This is a genomic window from Microseira sp. BLCC-F43, from assembly GCF_041929235.1.
GTDB lineage: Bacteria > Cyanobacteriota > Cyanobacteriia > Cyanobacteriales > Aerosakkonemataceae > Microseira.
In genome coordinates this window covers 20,143-38,265 of the sequence record NZ_JBHFNP010000049.1, presented here as the reverse complement: position 1 = coordinate 38,265, position 18,123 = coordinate 20,143, and the positions used below count along the sequence as shown (strand labels likewise).

Below are 18,123 nucleotides of genomic sequence, written 5' to 3'. Positions count from 1 at the left end.
GCTCGCAATTAGCCATTAGCAATTACCAATTACCAAGAAAGGCCGCTCATTCCAATGCAACCGGATTTGATATCACCTGGCAATGTTTAGCGGTAAAGGTGGAGTCGGAAAAACCACCCTTGCTTGCGGTTTGGCGCGGGGTTGGGCAAAGTTGTTTCCTAATGAAGAAATCCTCTGTCACGAATGTAGGTTGGGTTTCCTGGCATAAACCCAACCTATGGCAATGGCAGATCCTACTATATCCTCAAGCAAAAATTAGCAGTAGAACCTAACCAAGTTTAACAATTAACGTCACAAGGCAACGCGCTCTTTTCAGCCATTTTAACCATCCGCTGGCTCCATTCCAACAGCTAACAAATTGATTGTATATGCTTGTGGCTTGTGAGCCTGCGTTAACTACACAAGCAGCCAAAGCACTCCAATTTTTGGCAATGGCTAAAGCAACACAAGGTCCTGCTACTGCTGCGTAGGCAGGAGGTATCAACGTATCGCTGAGGTTTTGCACCATGTCGGAAACAACAATGCCAGCATAATTAGCTGCTGTGATGCGTGTGTTTTCTGGCAAAAAACTTTGGTAGGTTGCAGATGTTTCGTTAACAGATTTTAGCTCTTTTTGAGGTGCGGTTGATACAGATTTGAATAAATCCGGTTGATTTTGGAGATAAATCTGTCTTGCTGGTGCTTGTAGAGAGTCAAACAACTCGCGACGTTCTGCAACTGATAACCTTTCTATAGCACGTCTATCAACTCTGATAGCTCCTGCTTTAATTCTGTTATCGATATTGTTTGCCCTTTGTTCAAGTTGTTCCAAACGCGGCTGATTAGCTTTTTCTGCTTTCTCAAATGTATCGAGAGGAGTGATGCTACCTTGTGTGCCTTGGCTATTTGCTAAAGTCTGAGCATTTTGTAAGGCATTGTCCAAAGCAGCTTTCATTGCTTGTGCGTATTCAAGTGTAGCCTGACTAATTTCCTCCGAGTCTCCCACCGCGAATACATTTTGCCTTTCTATTCGGTTGAATGCCGTTTCAATCCTATTCAATCTGGCTGTGGCATTTCCTAATTGTAGTTGAATTGTTTGGCTTGGCGTTATTCGGGGATTTTGTATTGGGATTTGAGCCAAAGTGTTAATACTCGTTAACAAACAGCCCACACTCGCCAAAATCATCCATTTCCATTTGAGCCGATTTAAGTTCCTAAACATTACTTTTCTTCCTTGGTATAAGATATAATTTTGATGAATTTAAGCTCAGCAAAAACTCACCCCATTTATACGAGGATGCGCCCGGATATGTAATATTAGCCCTGCGGGTTTGTAAATCTTGTGGGCGAATTACTTTGACTTTTGGTCAAACAAGAAATTTGGGGTGGTCAGAATTTACAGCTGCCTGTCATTCATCCTCAACACCCACTGGCAAATTAGACGCAACCTAATGTTTGATTTCTCGCGATCAGCGCTAAACCGAATTAACCTTGAAAGACTGCCTGCAATCTTGATGCACTTAACCAGGACAATTGCGCGATCGCACTTCTGCTATCACCTGGCCTCAACCCACAACCATAGCCAGCTAACTGCCTACTATGTTACACCAGGCGGTTTAATATTTTTATCTTGCCTGTTTTACCTGAGAATAGCGCTTTAACGCTCTGATAATATTAGATTAGCAAGCATTTATTGAAAATGCTAAATTGTTAAGAATACTTAACTAAATTAGGCTCAGATCGCTGCGAGCGCAATTCCATCTTTGATGTCATAAAAAGCTATGTCATATCACTTCCGTTTATGCAGTCACAGTATGGGAGAAAATGTGCAAATAATTTTGCTCCCTACCCCTGGGTCCCCTCTGCACCTGGAGCGGTCTGAGTATGAGTAGTAATGCTTCAAGATAAACTAGAGTCAATCCGAGCGCATATGTGATGCTATGCACCCATCCAATCCCCCCCGTCCGCCTTCGGAAACCCTGCCGACGATGTATGATTTGCCCAGTGAAGATCCTCACGCTCCCGATCTGCCAGAGCAGCACCCGCGATCGCCTAAAGAAACCATGCCGACGATGTACGATTTGCCTAGTGAATTAGTAGGAGAAACAGGATTGCCGGACGAATTTCATCGCATTCAAGCTGATAGTCTGAGCGAAACTTGTCAACCGCCTAATTGGCAGCTAGATGAGGTCTTTACTGCTAGCGACCTCAATCTTTATTATGACCCCCGTCATCCCGGCTGGTATAAACGTCCTGATTGGTTTCTAGTTTTAGGTGTTTCCCGTTTCCAAGAACAGCAAAATTTACGCTTAAGCTATCTAGTTTGGCAAGAAGGAGTTAATCCATTTTTAGTAGTTGAATTACTCTCTCCCACAACTGAAGAAGAAGATTTGGGGCAAACAGTTAGAAGAGTCGATCAACCTCCGACAAAGTGGGAAGTATACGAGCGGATTTTAAGGATTCCCTACTACGTTATTTACGATCGCTATGAAAACCAATTGCGTGCCTTTCGTTTAAATGGCACTCGTTACGAAGCTCTATCTCTGCCAGAGGGACGTTTGTGGCTAGAAGAAATGCAATTGGGTTTGGGATTGTGGCAGGGTAGCTATCAGGGAACAACTGGTTTGTGGCTGCGTTGGTACGATGAGAATGGTTGGATACCGACGCTAGCAGAACGTGCTGAGGAGGAACGTCTTCGCGCTGAGGAGGAACGCCTTCGCGCCGAACAGATGGAAATGGCTCTAGCTGAGGAACGTCAACGGGTGCAGCAGTTAATGGAACGATTGCGATCGCTCGGCATCGATCCAGATAGTATTAATAAATAAACCAGATATAGCACCTCGTTGAAAAGGTCGTTGCATTGCTACCATCGTTGATCGGATAAATTGCCCCCCAACAATCAAAACTCGCTCCAGGTAAGCCAATGACAATAGCACTAGACAAAACAAAAGACCAACGGCTAGTCCACTCTGGGATCAGCTGGCAACAGTTCAAGTTACTTCAACAAAGCTTTGCCGACTCACCTGGAATTAGACTGGCTTTCTATAAAGGAGAGATTGAAATCTTGACAGTTTCCCCAGACCATGAATCAATCAGCCGCATGATTACCGGGTTGCTCATTGTGTATTTTTTGAACAAAGACATTGAGTTCAACCCATTAGGCAGCTTTACCCAAGAAAAGGAAGAGGAAGTTTCAGCCCAAGCTGACGAATCTTTTGCGATTGGTAGCTCAACATCGACTAAACCTGACCTGTCTGTGGAAGTAATATTTACTAGCGGTAGCGAGCGCAAATTGACGCGCTATAAAGTTTTAGGTGTCCCTGAAGTGTGGTTTTGGGAAGATGGTTTATTCAAACTCTACCGCTTGCGGGAATCTGGTTACGAGCAAATCGAACGCTCTGAAGTGCTGCCAGATTTGGATATCAACCTGTTGGCACGTTGCTTGATGATGGCTTCTAAAGTGGAAGCGCTGAAAGCATTTCAACAGGGAATTGCTAAAGCTTAGACTGCTATGGGAAGCATAGCAGCTTGTACGGGATAGCCTTTTCTCAACTTTCTCGTCGCTTCTGGAAATAACGAAGACGATAGATTCTAACCAGTCATTTTTAAGCAGTATTTTCCACTGTCAATCCTATTTCTTGTCCATAGGATAGTTCCAGCGTGTGACCATCTGGATCTCGCAAGAAGGCCCAATATCCAACCGGATATCCAGAATCTTTTTGTTCCTGAACCAGTACACCTTCCTGTTTTGCCCTTTCGCAAAGAGCATCCATGTATTCGCGACTTTTACAACCAACCCCAAGGTGTGCCAAAGGAGACAGAACCGAATGCACTGAGTCTGTCTGAATCAGAACGATCGCAAAAGGACGAGTGCGATCGCAAAGCCAAACAACAGCCACACCTGTTGCTGCATCAATGCGGCGATGAATCACCTCCATTCCAGCATAGGTAGAGTAAAACTTGATACTTCGCTCAATATCTGAGACGGGGAGTGCTATGTGTGTAAGTCCAATATCAATCATTGCAACCTCTATAAAAGGTAAGGCAGATGAGCTAGTGTTGAAATTGATTTCTTCCCTATTTTAATGGAACTGAGGTTAATATAGTCCATCTATATCAGGTAAATAAACCCGTGAACTATTCTCTCAATTGACGACTTGAAATAAATTTTCTAAGTTGACATGTCAATATACTCATACTCGTAATAACTACCTTGGCAATCTTTCAGATTAAGCGAAAGTTTGATCTTTCGGCTTTCGTAAATGTAAGAATCAAACCCGTCTCGTATAGTGTCAGATTCAATTTTTAATTTCCATAGCTGTGTGGTATTGTCAAATTTAAAAACAATTTTTTCTTTTTCGTGCCTACAAATATAGCGAAGACACCAGCATCTAATGGAAACACTGCTGTCTTTTGATTCTGTATGTTTGTCAGATGTATTACTTACCATGCTTTCTTCACTGTGAGAACTCATGACAATCGGATTGCCGTCATAGAAAAAACAGAATTCTTTAGTATACCCATTGTGGGTAAACTCTAACTTCTTTTTTTCGCCGAAGCTTGGGCTTTCGGGTAGATCTGCAAGTAAATACTTTTCCATATTATTTTCGTGGTTAACATCCTAATTTTGTTTGAGAAAATATTTCACTGATGTGAATAATAGAGCCTATAACTACTGCCCAAGTTTAGCATTCGCTTTCAACTGATTAGACTTTCCCACCAACTTCGCAACGGGTGGGTTTTCTGGGGCATATAGTGCCCTTTAACCCGAATAGCATTGAACAAATCCCTTAATGTTTGAGCATCAAGAGCTGCTTCCTCTGACCAATGCTTTATTATCTCTAAAGTAGATAAAACCTGAAGGTACGGAGCCGTTTGCTGAAAAAATGCGATCGCTTTCTTGTCGTCAGTCGCTATTGCCCATCCTCGGTGAACGGCGATCGCGCAGGTTGCAGCTTCGCCGTCACCCAAAATTGTGGAGTAGTTTACAAACGATTCCGCCTCATCTTCTGATTCAAAATCCACGACTATAAGTAGACTCTGTGCAATCGCTGCCTCGAATTGAGTCGCACCATCGTTTTCCTCTTGCTCAAGACGCTGGAGCGTTTTTAACTCCTGCTCTCGGACAACTTGGGTAACTGCAACCTGAACAGGAATAGACTTCAGAATTGCCAGCAATTGACCTGAAGCACAAAAGTTTAGAATGCAACAGGCATCAAGAAGTATGTGGGAGTGAACAAAAGGCATAACTTAACTTCTCCCATTATTCTTGCATCTAGATCAGGTTGAAATCAGAGGCTTCCTCCATCATTCCGCTTGAATGTTCCCGTAATTTCTCTGCAATGCGACGAGCCTCCAATCGGTCAACTAAGAGGAAATCTGCAAAACGCCCTTCAGTAATAAGACCCCGATCTAACGCCTCAATCGCAAGAAGCTGATAGTGACGGGTAGTTATGTCAGTGCGCTGTGGGATTTCCTCTAAACCAAGTTCTTGCTGAACCTTCCTTACCTTTATTCCCCGATCGCGCAATCGCTCCCAAGTTCCTGATGGCACAAGTTCCATCTCTTCTAATCGATAAACAAGCGCTTCTACGGACACACCGTAGTAATGGGCTAGTGTGAATAAATGAGTTGGAGTAAACTTTCCATGTGAACGGTAAATATCGTTGAACCGTTTGAGCAAACTGCTTGTTGGCATCAGGAAATATTTTGGGAAGGTGTCGGCTAGTCGCTCGCTTTCTGGAATTCGCTGGTACTGACCCTCAAAGTCCAATACAGGCTTTCGCCGATGTGCGAGAAAGTGAAGGTATTCATGAGCCAGCGACCAACGTCGCCGCTCCTCTGGGTGATTAGCATTTATTGCTATGCAACCCCCAAGTTTTTCGTCGTAGCTGTAAACTCCTGAGTATTTTTGTGGCATTTCTAAATAGAAGATGCGGAGTCCCACATCCTGCTCTAGAATGTCCCGCAGACGTGATATGGGGCTATCTCCTAATCCAAGTCTTTGACGTTCTGCGATAGCTATGCTTTCCGCAGCAGCTTTGATCGGCATATTCGTCACCTCATACTCAGGAGGATAGTTCTGCGGCAGTGGTGCATCCATAATTTCCTCAAGTTCCAGATAATTCCGGCAGAACTCCTCTAGAAGCCGAATAGTTGGTTCAATTTGTGCTTCTTCACCTTCGCGGCGCTGATATGCTGCCCGGAACTGCATCTCGAAAGGTTGAACCACAGGGCGAGGTCGAACAAATTCACTAACAGATCGCCCATAAGCACGGGCAAGCTTAATCAGTTCAGTTGCCTTAAGACGGCGCTCTCCTTTCTCAATGGCAACCATAGTGGTGCGTGCAACATCAATGACCTTAGCTGCATCAGATTGAGTCATACCGCACTTTTTACGTGCCTGTTGAAGAAGTTCTCCCAGGGTTCGCAGGTCAATATTGTCAAGGATATTGTTAGTCATATGTTTTCCCTCAACCGAACTTCGCGTCTCGTTTAGCATCCGTTCAATGCCTGCTGTTTATCGCGTTGATTCAATAGTCCAACCGCAATCTGGGATTCTACCGCATCCCATTCGGAAACGTAGCTCCGATATAGCTGAATTAAGCGAGTCTGCATGTCGGCAGGTAGTAGGTTTTCTGCCACAGCGCCGCGATCAACAATGTCGTCCAGTTCGGGAAACTCTTTGGTCATGGCTTCCCACTGAAGACTAGGTTCATTTGAGGCACTGAGTAGGCAACGGAGGGTGGTAACCTGCGCCAGCATGTGACGAAGATGTAAACTCGGCTCTTTTGGCAGGCGGCTTCCGTGAAGTACTACATAGCGCGTTCCATCTTTTATATCGGTAGCGGCAAGCGCTTGTCGTCTCAAAAGACAAGAGGAGCAGTAACCACACTGAATCGGTTGCTGGCGATGTGGGCTGTCACATGACATGGTAAGCGGCGGCAAATCGTTTCTCCCGTCTTCTGCCAATGCTTTGCACATTTGAGCTTTAGTCCAGAAGAGGAATGGGTTATGCACCCGGAACTCTTCTCCTAAAAGCTCTGACACAACACCCCCTACCATAAGCAAAGTCAGTGGGTGAACAGAGCGGGAATGATCCAACCCCACAGCAGATGCGCGGTAAGGAAGGTTGATGGCTCCAATCCCATTCTCGTACACGCAGAGAACTCGCCGACCCATAAGGTACGCGCACGCAGCACCAAGCAGGGTAAATACAACCCCTCGTGCCCGCGATCGCTTGTTCTTTTGCTGCTCACTGCTATCGTGGAAGCGGATTGGGACGCGGAAAAGATGGCAACGACCGGGAAAGATAGACTCAATCTTTTTCGCTACTTCTCCCTGGCGAGCATAGACACTATTGCTACTACCAGTTCCAAACAACACGAAAGGCTTTTCTGGATACATCCGAAGACGAGTGTACAGACCCGCCAGAGCATCAAGTCCACCACTCCAAAGCGCTACTTCGCAGCCTTGAGGTACTGTTTGTAAAACTAATTGTTGTTTAACAAAACGTTCCGGTGCGACCCTTGTTTGGAAATCGAAAACCCATTCGCTCCCAGTTGCCCATTCAAGCAGGTGTTCCAGCTTTGTCCGGAAAGGTTCGGCACTCAGCAATTCTGGATGACGAACTGGAAGCACCACTTGAAGACGACGCGGCTTCCCGCTTAGATTTTGGGGCGCAAGGCGGTCTGAAGCATGGATTGCAACGGCGAGGTCAATGAGGTCGGCAACGATAGCTGGAAACTCTGCCTGAACTCGATATCCAAATGCCTCATCATCCACATTGATGCCAACATTTACCTCTTTACTCTGAGAGCAATCTATGAAGCGCACAGACCCATTACTGTTCAACACAGGTTCAAAATGCAAGGTGTAATTGTTGTAATCACCGCCGTGAAGTTTCTGCTTGATCGAAGGTTCGTTGTTCATAGCAGATCCTCATCAAGGTCTATCTCTTTCACATGCTCGCGTGGAGATCGTCGCAGGTTTTTCACATCCTCATCGGCAGCAGCTTTCTTCGCCAATTTGTTGATCTCGGCTAACATATCTGGACGGATAGCTTCAACACGTTCTGTAATGGTCAAGTTATCAACACCGGCATAGTGATTAGAAGTCAGCGGAATCCGTTGCTCAAAATTTGACTTGTATACTTCTTGGAAAAACCGTTCTACAACTGCTTCTGACAAATTGTTGGTGTTCGCTCTCTGGTTATAACGAAACTCACGTAATATACTCTTGCAAGCGCGAAGGACTTGCTCCTTAACATAATGCGGAACTGTAGCTTGTCGTGCTAGTCGATCGATTTCCATGCTTAAAGCCGCCCAGTTCACACAGATATTCTGACCAGCTAGCATAGCCTGTCCCAACATCTCCCCCATGCGCTTGGCGAGTAAAACCGGAACAGCACCTTTACTCTTGATGTCTCGCATAACTGCTTCCATCGCAATCCAGGTACATTCGTTGCGATCGCCCTTTCCTTCACACAATATCCGGTAAGGCTTTTGGTATAACCCCGAAAGCTTACTGTGAACGATATCTCCGTCAGGCATAGTTTAACCTCCGGAAGTCTTAGCTTGCTTTCATAAGGACTTACGCAAACAAACCCGGTTTTTATGAGAAATAGTCGGTTTAGTAGCTAAAAATCTCCCAAGAAACCGAGTTTCTGGCATTTGCCTGCGTAAGTCTTATTGATAACCAAGTTAGGCGATTGCTCTGACATTCTCAAGTATTAAGCAAATATGGAAATAAAAATGTCAGGTATGGCTGGCCTCTATATAGCGGATTGCCGCCCTATGGGGTATACCCAAGAAATGCGAAAGCGGCAGCAAAAATGGCAGCCGCCAGACAAACTTGCGGCAAAAGGCTGTACCACTAAGAGTTTGCCATCGGTTGTACAGCGTATGGAATCGCAGATGCGATCCGATTCTGGGAGCAGAAAAAGATGTGTCAAACATTCTTGTCAATCAAAGAGCTAGAGATCGACGCAGAAACAAAGGTGATAGGATCGTCGTGGGTAAGTCCTGTACCAACCAGCCCTACCCAATCTAACCGTAAAAGTGGGGCTGGAGCGTCTTTTATATCGTTTTCGCTTGCATCAGAATTACGACCTGTAGGGGCTTTTTCCCAATTACCAATTACCAATTACCAATTACCAATTAACAATTAAAACTCACGCCGAGAGAAAACAATAATTGCGATTGACAACAGCATCGCAGTATAAAGCAATGCGTAGGCTGCATTTTCCAGTAAAATAACAGGATTAGGTAAAACTCCAACCCCGTATACCGCCTGATTTTTTAAGTCCAATCGCGATAAATCTGGCAAAACAAGGTAAAGTCCTCGCACAAAATACTCAATACCGGGGTTTTTGGATAGCTGACCCAACTTAATTAAATCTGGACTTAAATGTCCCATTAAGTAAATCCCAAAAGTGAACAGGGTAGCAAGCAGCGAACTCGTAAAAACACCAAATAAAATAGCTACAGCAGTCAGTAGGGACAACTCAAAAAACAGATACAGAACTGCGATTAAAATGCTATCCAAAGGGAAAGAAACGCGCTTGACTAACAGCACTACCAGATAAATTACCGTCATCAAGGCTAATAATACAGCCAGCACCGCTGATAATCCCAAGTGCTTGCCAATAATAAACTCTGCGCGACTGACAGGTTTTGCCATTAAGACTAGGACGGTTTTCTTTTCAATTTCTTTATTAACCAGTCCCGTACCAACAAATACAGTGACGACTAAGCCCAATACTCCCATAGCAGCCAGACCCAGATCCAGAAGCATTTTATCCTCTGTACCCGTTGCTACTTCTGGGAGTAAAACCATCGCAGCCACTACTAAAATGGCAAATAAACCGATCAGGTAGAGGACCCGATCGCGAATCACTTCCCGAAATACGTGAGTTGCGATCGCTAAAGTTCTGCCCAGAATCATATCAATTTGGTAATGGGTAATGGGTAATGGGTAATTGGTAATTGGTTGGCTTTTTTCCCATGACCTATGACCGATTACCCATTACCTAATTTTTCTTCGTTTCTTGGGGTGATTTGAGGTTAAGTAGTCCGCGCGCTGGCTGACTTACAGGACTACATTGTAAATCGCTGAGACTCACCGGCGATCCCGCCGCTGCGCCTCGACGCCTAGATAGAGTAACTCGACAATCTTTTCTCAAATGATAGCCTTCAACTCTCGTACCGGGGCCGCGCCAGTTGGCTAACAGATTCAAATTATATCCTGAGTCTCTTGCGGAAACATCAGCTCCGTATTCCCACAGCGCGTCTTCCTCAACTCTAGGAAGTTCTTTTTGCGTCACTTCTTCCGACAGTTTAACCACCCTATCCTTGGCATTTAATAACCATCGCTCTACGTCAGGCCAAACTTTACCATCTATCTGATTTTTCAAGCGGGATTCTATGGCGTCGAGGACTAAATTCCCCCTGGGAACCGAATTTGAACCGAAGGCAACTTTGTTCACAAAAAAGCTGCGACCCAACTCATCTGCTGCGATGCTGGGATATTGTTGTAACCATCCTTGGAGGATAAAGCCAAATAATAGCCAACAACTTAAAAGTAGGTTAACCAGCAGCAAAATAGTCAGGTTTTGGCGCACCCCTGGATTCGGAGTTTTGAGTTTTAAGCCCTCCTGCCAAAATTCAGGTATTGCCGCAACTGCTGCTGATACCAGAGGCCAAGCAATAACCCCTACTGCTAGCAGTGCTGGATCGCCCCAAATGCCAAATAAAAGCAGACAAATTAAAGCTCCAGTTACCCAAGAACCTATCGAAATTCCCTGAATCGTTATCGGTTCTTTTATTGTGTACCATGCTACCCCAATAATTAATAGTAAACCGCTCACAACAACCAGAATCGGCAGGAATGCTGCAAAAGCTATCCCAGCAACCCCTACAATTACACTCGCTAATATTAGGGTTTGCCAAGACCAGATTTTTGGCGGTTTAAAATTCTTCAGCAGCTGGAGCAGGTAGGTAATTATTTGGTTTAAAATCTTCGTATCCATAAGCACGATCTCTGGTTTGTTATTTAATCCCAAACATATTTGTTAAGAACAACATGAATAAAATCGCAGTTCCGCTATAAGCATTTGCTACCAAAATTGTGCTTGAGGTTATGCGTGCCTTAGCAGAATCGTAATATCTTTTGTACAAATAACTTGTGATTGTGTGGCTATATCTGCCCGATTGTTCTTCTTGTTCTGCCGGTGTTGCTTCTTTCGCTAAGTTTCGCCACACATCTAAAAATATCAATTCAGCTATTAAAATAAATACAAAACATAAAAATACCATTAAAGCAACTTCCCCATATACTACACCTACAGGGACAGTTGAATTTTCGACAATGTTATTAAAAAATATGAAGGTGATAATTTGTTTTTTCAGATTGGTGGACAAGAATCGATCAACGGCAAAGAAAACCAGCCAGCCGAGACAAGTGGAAAATAAATTCAGTCCCAGGGAATATTCTATACTAGCTTTACGGCTGAGTTTCCATTGCTTTTGGAAAACCAAGGCTTCAATCGCGATCGCCAGTGACAAAAATAACATCTGAAATACAATCGCCCGCAGAGGCAACACAAAAGAAAACGACATGGATTACCCTCCATACACTCCAACTTGGTGGTTGAGCGGTACCTGCGAATTCTACCATCTCGCAGCAAATTTATAAAAAGGGTTCTAGCCCCAACTATAATGAAGATTTATGAGCAGAATCGGAATCGGCATTCGCACGGCGGTGGCGCGGACTGAGCGCATCGCAGGTCAAATACACGTCTACGACGGTGCGGGGAAAGGCAAGTCAAGGGCGGCGTTGGGTGTGGTTTTGCGGTCGATAGGTCTGGGAATCGACGCCACAGCGCCTGCTAGAGTATTGCTGCTGCGTTTTCTCAAAGGGCCGGAACGTACATACGAGGAAGATAGCGCGATCGCAGCCCTACAACAAGGTTTTCCCCATCTGATAGACCAGGTTCGCACGGGTAGAGCAGAATATTTTGGTGCAGATGAAATTACCGGCTTTGATCGGCTAGAAGCGCAACGCGGGTGGGATGTAGCTAAAGGCGCGATCGGTTCAAGACTGTATTCGGTAATCGTTTTAGACGAACTCAACCCAGTGCTAGACTTGGGCTTGCTGTCGGTGGATGAAGTCGTCCACACCCTCAAACACAAACCAGAATACTTGGAAATTATCGCCACAGGTCGAGGCGCACCCCAAGCGCTGCTGGAAATTGCCGATCTGCACTCGGAAATGAAACCCCACTTTCACCCAAAAGCAATTGAACGGGGAATTGAAGGAATTGAAATCTATACGGGTGCGGGTAAAGGAAAATCTACCAGCGCCTTGGGGAAGGCATTGCAGGCAATTGGCAGGGGAATTAGTCAAGACCAGTCGCACCGCGTCTTGATTTTACAATGGCTCAAAGGTGGAAGCGGGTATACCGAAGACGCAGCGATCGCCGCACTACAGCAATGCTATCCGAATTTAGTCGATCATCAGCGCTGCGGTGGAGATGCGATCGTTTGGCGCGGACAACAGCAGGAACTAGACTATGTAGAAGCAGAACGAGGCTGGGAAATTGCCAGAGCAGCGATCGCTTCTGGACTCTACAAAACCATTATCCTCGACGAACTCAACCCTACCGTTGACCTGGAACTGCTACCAGTAGAACCAATCGTACAAGCTTTGTTAAGAAAACCCCGCGATACTGAAGTCATTATCACGGGGCGTTGCCTCAATCCACCAGATTACTTCGACCTCGCCAGCGTTCATTCCGAAATGATTTGTCACAAACATTATGCCGATCGAGGCGTTCAACTCAAGCGAGGCGTAGATTTTTAGACTCAATTGCGTCGTCGTGTAGGGGCACGGCACGATCAACGTTATCTGTTTTTCCAAGAGATCCTGATTGCCGTGCCCCTGCTGCTAACGTTATCTGTTTTTCCAAGAGATCCTGATTGCCGTGCCCCTACTGCGTCAATGGCGTCGTCTTGTAGGGGCACGGCATTACTAACGTTATCTGTTTTTGCCAGAGATTCTTGTTGCCGTGCCCCTACTCCTAATTCAGGGTAATCAACCGGATATGATATCAAACTGCATCGCGACGCAGCGAGTCAGCTGGCTGCGTCGCGATGCAGGTCGGCGTTGAACATCACCACAAATGTTGCGTTGGGAATCAGGCGACGCAGAATCTCTAGATGACCATCTGCATCAGAACGATTGCGAAACTGACCAACAGTCACCCGTTGCATGTTGGGAAGCAGGCGAACCAGCACCCAAGCGTTAAGGCGTTCTTTGTAAGGCATAATTAACTTGTCTCCGTGTGTAATTCGAGCCAGAGCCAGTGCTGAGAGGTTGGTAGCCGGATGCACTGGCTTTCTGACTCTCTGAAATCATGACTTTAATATTAGGCGCATAGCTATGTTAAGTAAAATTGGTTAAGCTAATTTGGGGATAAGACAGCAATGGCTAGTTTGGGGGAAAAGCTCAAAGAACGAAGAGAATCCCTGAGTGTCACTCAGCGGCAAATTGCTCTTGAATTGGGCGTGACTGTAACTACTGTGCAAAACTGGGAAGCTGGCAGATATATCCCAAAGCTCTCTCCTAATCAAATGAAAGCTTTATGTGACCTTCTAAATTTCACACTAGAGGATTTAGCAGATTGAGCCATACTAGGGTGGGGGAAATGAACTCAAGCCGCAAGCTGATGAGGCTAAGGAAACGACTGGGACTGACGCAAAAACAAGTAGCGGATGCTGTGGGCGTGACTGACCAAACGGTAAGTAATTGGGAAGCTGGAAGATTTGAACCCAGGCTCACTATTAGTCAGATGCAGGCTTTGTGCCGTGTCTTGCAATGTTCCTTAGATGAGCTTCCTAGCTTCACTGATGCAGAAAAGTCCGAGTAGAAAATATGTCCAACCAAAAAACAACGGCAAGAATTGCTCAATGGTTCAAAATTTGCCCCGCACCAGAATAACCGTACAATCACAACCACGAGCGATCGCACAGGGAATATTCCCCTTAATTGCCTGTTCCAGGAAACCCTCGCGGGAAGCACCCAGCAGAACAACATCAGACCCGTCGAATTTAGCCAGCTTCGTCACCGCTTCTGACACTGAATTGCCTCGGATGTGAGTTCCCAGGACGGGAATGGGTGTCTTTCGCCCAGACTTCCCCTTCCAAACAGCGGAGTAAGAGTCTAGTTGCTGCCGTAAATTTTGGGCAGCGCGATCGAGTACCGGCGTAGTCGGTATGGCTTCAGAGGGTTTGAAAACCTGGCAAAGTCGGATTTTGGGCGCATAACCCAGCGCCACGAGTGCCGGAAGCAGTCGAACGGCGCACTCGGCATTGGGACCACCCCCCATCGGCACCAACCAGCGATCCCATAAGGGAATCGGGCATTGGGCATAGGAAGAAGACGCGGAGAGAGGGAGACAAGGGAGAGCCAAGACATCTTTACTCTCCGCATCCCCGTGTCGGGGCGTCTCCGTGTCTTCTTCCCCATTAACCCGCGTAGCACCCAATTTGACCAGAACCACCTCGCAGGCGGCTTGCCGAATCGCGGTATCGATCGCACTGCCAAAAATGCGACCGGGGCTGGGTGGTTCGGCATTCCAGCCCATGACGAGTAAATCGATATGCTCAATTTCGATCGTTTCTAAAATCGCAAAAGCCACATCGTGGGCGACGCGCACCTCTGTGTGAACCGGCAAGTGCCACTGGCGCCCGATACTTTCTGCCTTTCGCAGCAAGCGGCGGCTAGAAGTTGTCCGCACGGGGGTTTCTTCCGGAGAGTTATGGCGCCCGACTAAGATAATTTGCAAACAAACGAGTTCGTAGTCGCGATCGCACGCAATAGCAGCCGCGATTTGCAACAGTGCATCGGCAGTGTGGGGGTTCGCCAACGGCACCAACAGACGACCTTTGCCCACCGATGGGGAACGTGTTTGATAAACTACATAAGAAGGTTGGGGACGCGGCCCAATCTCCATATTTTTACCCCCCAGCCGATCGGCTTCCACTCGAATGATATCGGCACGAGTAATAATTCCAACTAGCTTTCGACCCTCCACTACGGGTAACCGGCTGAGTTGATAGCGGTTGAGCAGATAAAGCACATCTGCCAACGAAGCCCCAGTTCCCACCGTTACGGGTTTTGGCGTCATGATTGCTTCCAGGGGCGTATCAGGAGGCAGGGCGCGTCGATCGATAGCAGCTAGGTCGCTCTGGGTGACAATTCCTACCAACTTGCCGTTGTCAACTACAGGAAACCCTCGGTGATGCGATCGCGAGAACGCTTGCACCGCTTCATCAACCCTCATCTTGCTGCTGAGGGTTTCCACCCGTTGTTGCATCACATCTGATGCCTTCAGTTGGGTTAAAATCCCTTCCTTGGGGGTAGCTTTATCGAGTTTAATGCCGTTCAATTCCAAGATGCGGTCATAAATTGACCCAGATGTAATCGCGTCGGCAACTAGGTAGGAAGTAACAGAACCGATCATCAGCGGTAGCAGCAAATTGAAATCGGTCGTCATCTCGAATACGATTGCGATCGCCGTGATCGGGGCTTTGGAAACAGCGCCAAAAAACGCTCCCATCCCTGCCAAAGCGTAAGTCGTCGGCGCACCATATCCCACCATATTGGTTTCCAACAGTCCCACCAGGTAACCCAGCGCCGAACCCAACATCAAGGAGGGCGCAAATAAACCCCCCGGTGCGCCAGATCCAAAAGCGATTAGGGTGAGGCCGAATTGGGCGACAAAAGCGATCGCCGCCAACTGAGGGCTAGCTTCACCCGCGAGCAAAAATTCCCGCATTCCCGTGTTATCCCTGAAGAAAACCGGCAACAACGCCACAATTGCCCCAGAAACCATCCCGGCGAGTCCTACCCGAAAAGGCAAACTCAGTCGCACCATGCGCTGATAAAATTTCAAGCTGGCGAAAATTCCCTGACAAAACAGCGCCCCCAACAACCCGCAAGCGACTCCCAGCAACAGGTAAAAGGGGATTTCGGGTATGGAAAAGCTAGTTTGAGAAGCTGTCAATTGCAGGTTCAGTTCGAGGGATCTCCCGCCTAACAGTCGGGAAACTACCCCGCCGATAAACGAAGCCAAAATAGCCGTGCCTAGGGTAAAGCTAGAGACATCGTGCAGCAGTTCTTCAATCGCAAACAGCACCCCAGCCAGGGGTGCGTTAAACGCAGCGGCTAATCCCGCCCCCGCACCGGCTGCAATCATTTGGCGGCGGTGATCGGGAGAGGTAGGGATGAGGGCGCTGAGTTGTCCGGCTAAAGCGGCTCCTACTTGGACGGTAGGTCCTTGTCTGCCGATAGCCAATCCCGAACCCAGCGCCAAAATGCAGCTGAGTAATTTAACTAAGGCAACCCGTAAATCTAGGGCGATGGGAAAAGCAGCCAGCGCCGCCTTGACTTGGGGAATGCCGCTTCCCTTCGCCTCGGTAGCAAAGCGATCCACCAACCAACCAGCCAAAAATCCGAACGAGAAGCCAACTGCTGGTAAGACAATACCAGCGGGTGCGAGGTGAGAAAGCGATACTCGCCATCCCCCAAGCCATCCCGATGCAACCTTCAGAAATACAGCCGCTAAAGCGGCAACTAACCCAATCAGACAAGCTTCGGCGATCGCCAATCGGCGTCTGGGTCGAAACGTCTGACGTAAGCCTTTGGGAATGGACAGAGGCCACATATTACTTAGTGGCTAATGGCTAATGGCTAATGGGTAATTAGCGATCAGCAATTAGCAATCAGCAATTACCCATTCAATATTAAGAACTTTTACCCGTTACGGATAAACCTTCAACAATCAAAGACGGTGTAAAACAAGAACCGTTCCACTCGCCATCGCCTCCGAGTGCGACGAGTTGCTTGAGTGCTGCGTAGACGTTACCCGCTACCATCGTATCTTTGACCCGGCCTACAACTTGACCTCGCTGAACCCGATAGCCCAAATCCACGTTAATCGAAAAGTCCCCAGAAATCCCGGCGCCGCCGCCCAACATCTGATCCACGACCAATCCATCATCTAGCTGCTGCATCAAGTCGGACAAAGTGCCAATACCCGGTTGCACGAGCATGTTATACAATCCGGGCGTCGGATAGCTGCCTAAATCCGGACGGAATCCGTTGCCTGTAGTGCCGCTACTCAGTTGGCGACCTGTGGTACGGTCGGTATAAAACAGCTGCAAAATGCCGTTTTTGATCAAGGTGAGGGGTTGGGTTGGAGTACCTTCATCGTCAAACGGGCAGCTGTAGGGACCAGCTTCGGGTTGCTGGGAAACCGTGATATGGCGATGGGTGACAGCTTTGCCCAAGCGATCGCTCCAAGGGGAAGCACCTTCCAAAACCCGCTTGCCATTGAGGGCAGCCGAAACCGTTGCCCAGAGCATATCGGCGGCTTTGGCGGTAAACAAAACCGGGACGCGACCGATGGGCGGGGAGATGTTTTCTTTCGCCCAATCCAACCGCTGTAATATTTGCTGGGCTAATACCGCAGGTTCGAGTAGATCCCGTTGGGTTTGACCGTCGGAAACGCTTAAAAAATCCTCACCCCGCACCCATTCTGCTGCCACATAGCAGCTGAGCGTGGTATCCGTATAGCTGTAATCGAGTCCTTCTGAATTAACCAGGCGGGTGCTTTCAACTTCGCATTCCCACTCGCTGCTGACTAAGACTTCTGCGTGGGCGTCTCGAATCAGCGCGATTGCTTCTTTTCCCCAAGTGACTAACTGTTCTACTGGCACCGCTTCTCCCAAGTCAGGATATGACTTTGTTGAGCCACTGGTCAGTTCCACAGTTTCGGGTTCGTTGAGAGAAGACAGCGCGATCGCTCGTTCTACTAATGCTTGCGCTTCCAGGGGCCCATAAGCAACTGCTAAACCGGGACGTCCATCCAACCACAACCGCAGCGCCGTTCCTTCAGATTGAGCGCTTTCTAGCTGCTTGAGACGGTTAGCTTCAAAGAATACTGGTTTAGTATGCGATCGCGACTGATAGACCTCAGCCGCTTTAGCCCCGGCTTTTTTGGCTAATTCGATCAGCTGTTCTGCCTGTGCCTCTTGTGGCAAATCGTGAGACCCCATATCCTGCCGTGGAATATATTTGCAA

The 18,123-nt window shown here is 47.2% G+C and carries 18 protein-coding genes and 1 pseudogene; 6 read left to right on the top strand and 13 right to left on the bottom strand.

Annotation, left to right across the window (positions count from 1 at the left end):
* Positions 1–82: 82 nt before the first annotated feature.
* A pseudogene (locus tag ACE1CM_RS09270) lies at positions 83–175 on the top strand (ArsA-related P-loop ATPase); the annotation flags it as partial.
* 93 nt (positions 176–268) lie between these two features.
* Here ACE1CM_RS09270 and ACE1CM_RS09265 read toward each other — a convergent pair.
* The gene (locus ACE1CM_RS09265) at positions 269–1,201 is read right to left on the bottom strand and encodes a hypothetical protein (protein ID WP_374877123.1); all 933 of its coding nucleotides are present in this window, start codon (positions 1,199–1,201) and stop codon (positions 269–271) included.
* Positions 1,202–2,051: 850 nt separating this feature from the next.
* Between ACE1CM_RS09265 and ACE1CM_RS09260 the strand changes: the two genes are divergently transcribed.
* Positions 2,052–2,804 carry a Uma2 family endonuclease gene (locus tag ACE1CM_RS09260; protein WP_374877154.1) on the top strand — a complete coding sequence of 251 codons (753 nt, stop codon included), beginning with the start codon at positions 2,052–2,054 and terminating at the stop codon, positions 2,802–2,804.
* 98 nt (positions 2,805–2,902) lie between these two features.
* Positions 2,903–3,484 (top strand): Uma2 family endonuclease, encoded by a 582-nt coding sequence (locus tag ACE1CM_RS09255; protein WP_374877122.1) that lies wholly within the window; start codon positions 2,903–2,905, stop codon positions 3,482–3,484.
* A gap of 100 nt (positions 3,485–3,584) precedes the next feature.
* Here the strand turns inward: ACE1CM_RS09255 and ACE1CM_RS09250 are convergent, their stop codons facing one another.
* The 9 genes from ACE1CM_RS09250 to fraC form a co-directional block, all read right to left on the bottom strand.
* Positions 3,585–4,001: a VOC family protein gene (locus ACE1CM_RS09250; protein ID WP_374877121.1), complete on the bottom strand. Its 417-nt coding sequence runs from the start codon at positions 3,999–4,001 to the stop codon at positions 3,585–3,587.
* A 149-nt stretch (positions 4,002–4,150) separates the two neighbouring features.
* On the bottom strand, positions 4,151–4,579 hold the full coding sequence (locus ACE1CM_RS09245; RefSeq protein ID WP_374877120.1) for a hypothetical protein: 429 nt from the start codon (positions 4,577–4,579) through the stop codon (positions 4,151–4,153).
* A 98-nt stretch (positions 4,580–4,677) separates the two neighbouring features.
* The gene (locus tag ACE1CM_RS09240; protein WP_374877119.1) at positions 4,678–5,226 is read right to left on the bottom strand and encodes a hypothetical protein; all 549 of its coding nucleotides are present in this window, start codon (positions 5,224–5,226) and stop codon (positions 4,678–4,680) included.
* 28 nt (positions 5,227–5,254) lie between these two features.
* Positions 5,255–6,442 (bottom strand): ImmA/IrrE family metallo-endopeptidase, encoded by a 1,188-nt coding sequence (locus ACE1CM_RS09235; RefSeq protein ID WP_374877118.1) that lies wholly within the window; start codon positions 6,440–6,442, stop codon positions 5,255–5,257.
* A gap of 32 nt (positions 6,443–6,474) precedes the next feature.
* The gene (locus ACE1CM_RS09230) at positions 6,475–7,911 is read right to left on the bottom strand and encodes a 7-cyano-7-deazaguanine synthase (protein WP_374877117.1); all 1,437 of its coding nucleotides are present in this window, start codon (positions 7,909–7,911) and stop codon (positions 6,475–6,477) included.
* Complete coding sequence (locus ACE1CM_RS09225; RefSeq protein ID WP_374877116.1) at positions 7,908–8,531, bottom strand: hypothetical protein; 624 nt, start codon at positions 8,529–8,531, stop codon at positions 7,908–7,910. The genes ACE1CM_RS09230 and ACE1CM_RS09225 overlap by 4 nt, the downstream gene beginning before the upstream one ends.
* A gap of 613 nt (positions 8,532–9,144) precedes the next feature.
* Entirely contained in the window at positions 9,145–9,924 is a 780-nt protein-coding gene (locus tag ACE1CM_RS09220; RefSeq protein ID WP_374877115.1) for an ABC transporter permease, read from the bottom strand.
* An 85-nt stretch (positions 9,925–10,009) separates the two neighbouring features.
* A complete protein-coding gene (locus ACE1CM_RS09215; RefSeq protein WP_374877114.1) occupies positions 10,010–11,008 on the bottom strand; it encodes a DUF5357 family protein in 999 nt (332 codons plus the stop codon).
* Positions 11,009–11,027: 19 nt separating this feature from the next.
* Complete coding sequence (fraC, locus tag ACE1CM_RS09210) at positions 11,028–11,597, bottom strand: filament integrity protein FraC (RefSeq protein WP_374877113.1); 570 nt, start codon at positions 11,595–11,597, stop codon at positions 11,028–11,030.
* A 109-nt stretch (positions 11,598–11,706) separates the two neighbouring features.
* Here fraC and ACE1CM_RS09205 point away from each other — a divergent pair, with 109 nt between their 5' ends.
* Positions 11,707–12,840 (top strand): cob(I)yrinic acid a,c-diamide adenosyltransferase, encoded by a 1,134-nt coding sequence (locus ACE1CM_RS09205; protein ID WP_374877112.1) that lies wholly within the window; start codon positions 11,707–11,709, stop codon positions 12,838–12,840.
* 272 nt (positions 12,841–13,112) lie between these two features.
* Here ACE1CM_RS09205 and ACE1CM_RS09200 read toward each other — a convergent pair whose 3' ends face one another.
* Positions 13,113–13,304, bottom strand: a complete 192-nt coding sequence (locus ACE1CM_RS09200; protein WP_374877111.1) for a hypothetical protein — start codon at positions 13,302–13,304, stop codon at positions 13,113–13,115.
* 159 nt (positions 13,305–13,463) lie between these two features.
* Here ACE1CM_RS09200 and ACE1CM_RS09195 point away from each other — a divergent pair, with 159 nt between their 5' ends.
* The gene (locus ACE1CM_RS09195) at positions 13,464–13,664 is read left to right on the top strand and encodes a helix-turn-helix transcriptional regulator (protein WP_374877110.1); all 201 of its coding nucleotides are present in this window, start codon (positions 13,464–13,466) and stop codon (positions 13,662–13,664) included.
* Positions 13,665–13,684: 20 nt separating this feature from the next.
* Positions 13,685–13,906 carry a helix-turn-helix transcriptional regulator gene (locus ACE1CM_RS09190; protein ID WP_374877109.1) on the top strand — a complete coding sequence of 74 codons (222 nt, stop codon included), beginning with the start codon at positions 13,685–13,687 and terminating at the stop codon, positions 13,904–13,906.
* Between the two features lie 45 nt (positions 13,907–13,951).
* Here the strand turns inward: ACE1CM_RS09190 and ACE1CM_RS09185 are convergent, their stop codons facing one another.
* Together ACE1CM_RS09185 and ACE1CM_RS09180 are read right to left on the bottom strand one after the other, a co-directional pair.
* Complete coding sequence (locus tag ACE1CM_RS09185; protein ID WP_374877108.1) at positions 13,952–16,705, bottom strand: chloride channel protein; 2,754 nt, start codon at positions 16,703–16,705, stop codon at positions 13,952–13,954.
* A gap of 79 nt (positions 16,706–16,784) precedes the next feature.
* Entirely contained in the window at positions 16,785–18,098 is a 1,314-nt protein-coding gene (locus ACE1CM_RS09180; protein WP_374877107.1) for a TldD/PmbA family protein, read from the bottom strand.
* Between the last annotated feature and the right edge of the window lie 25 nt (positions 18,099–18,123).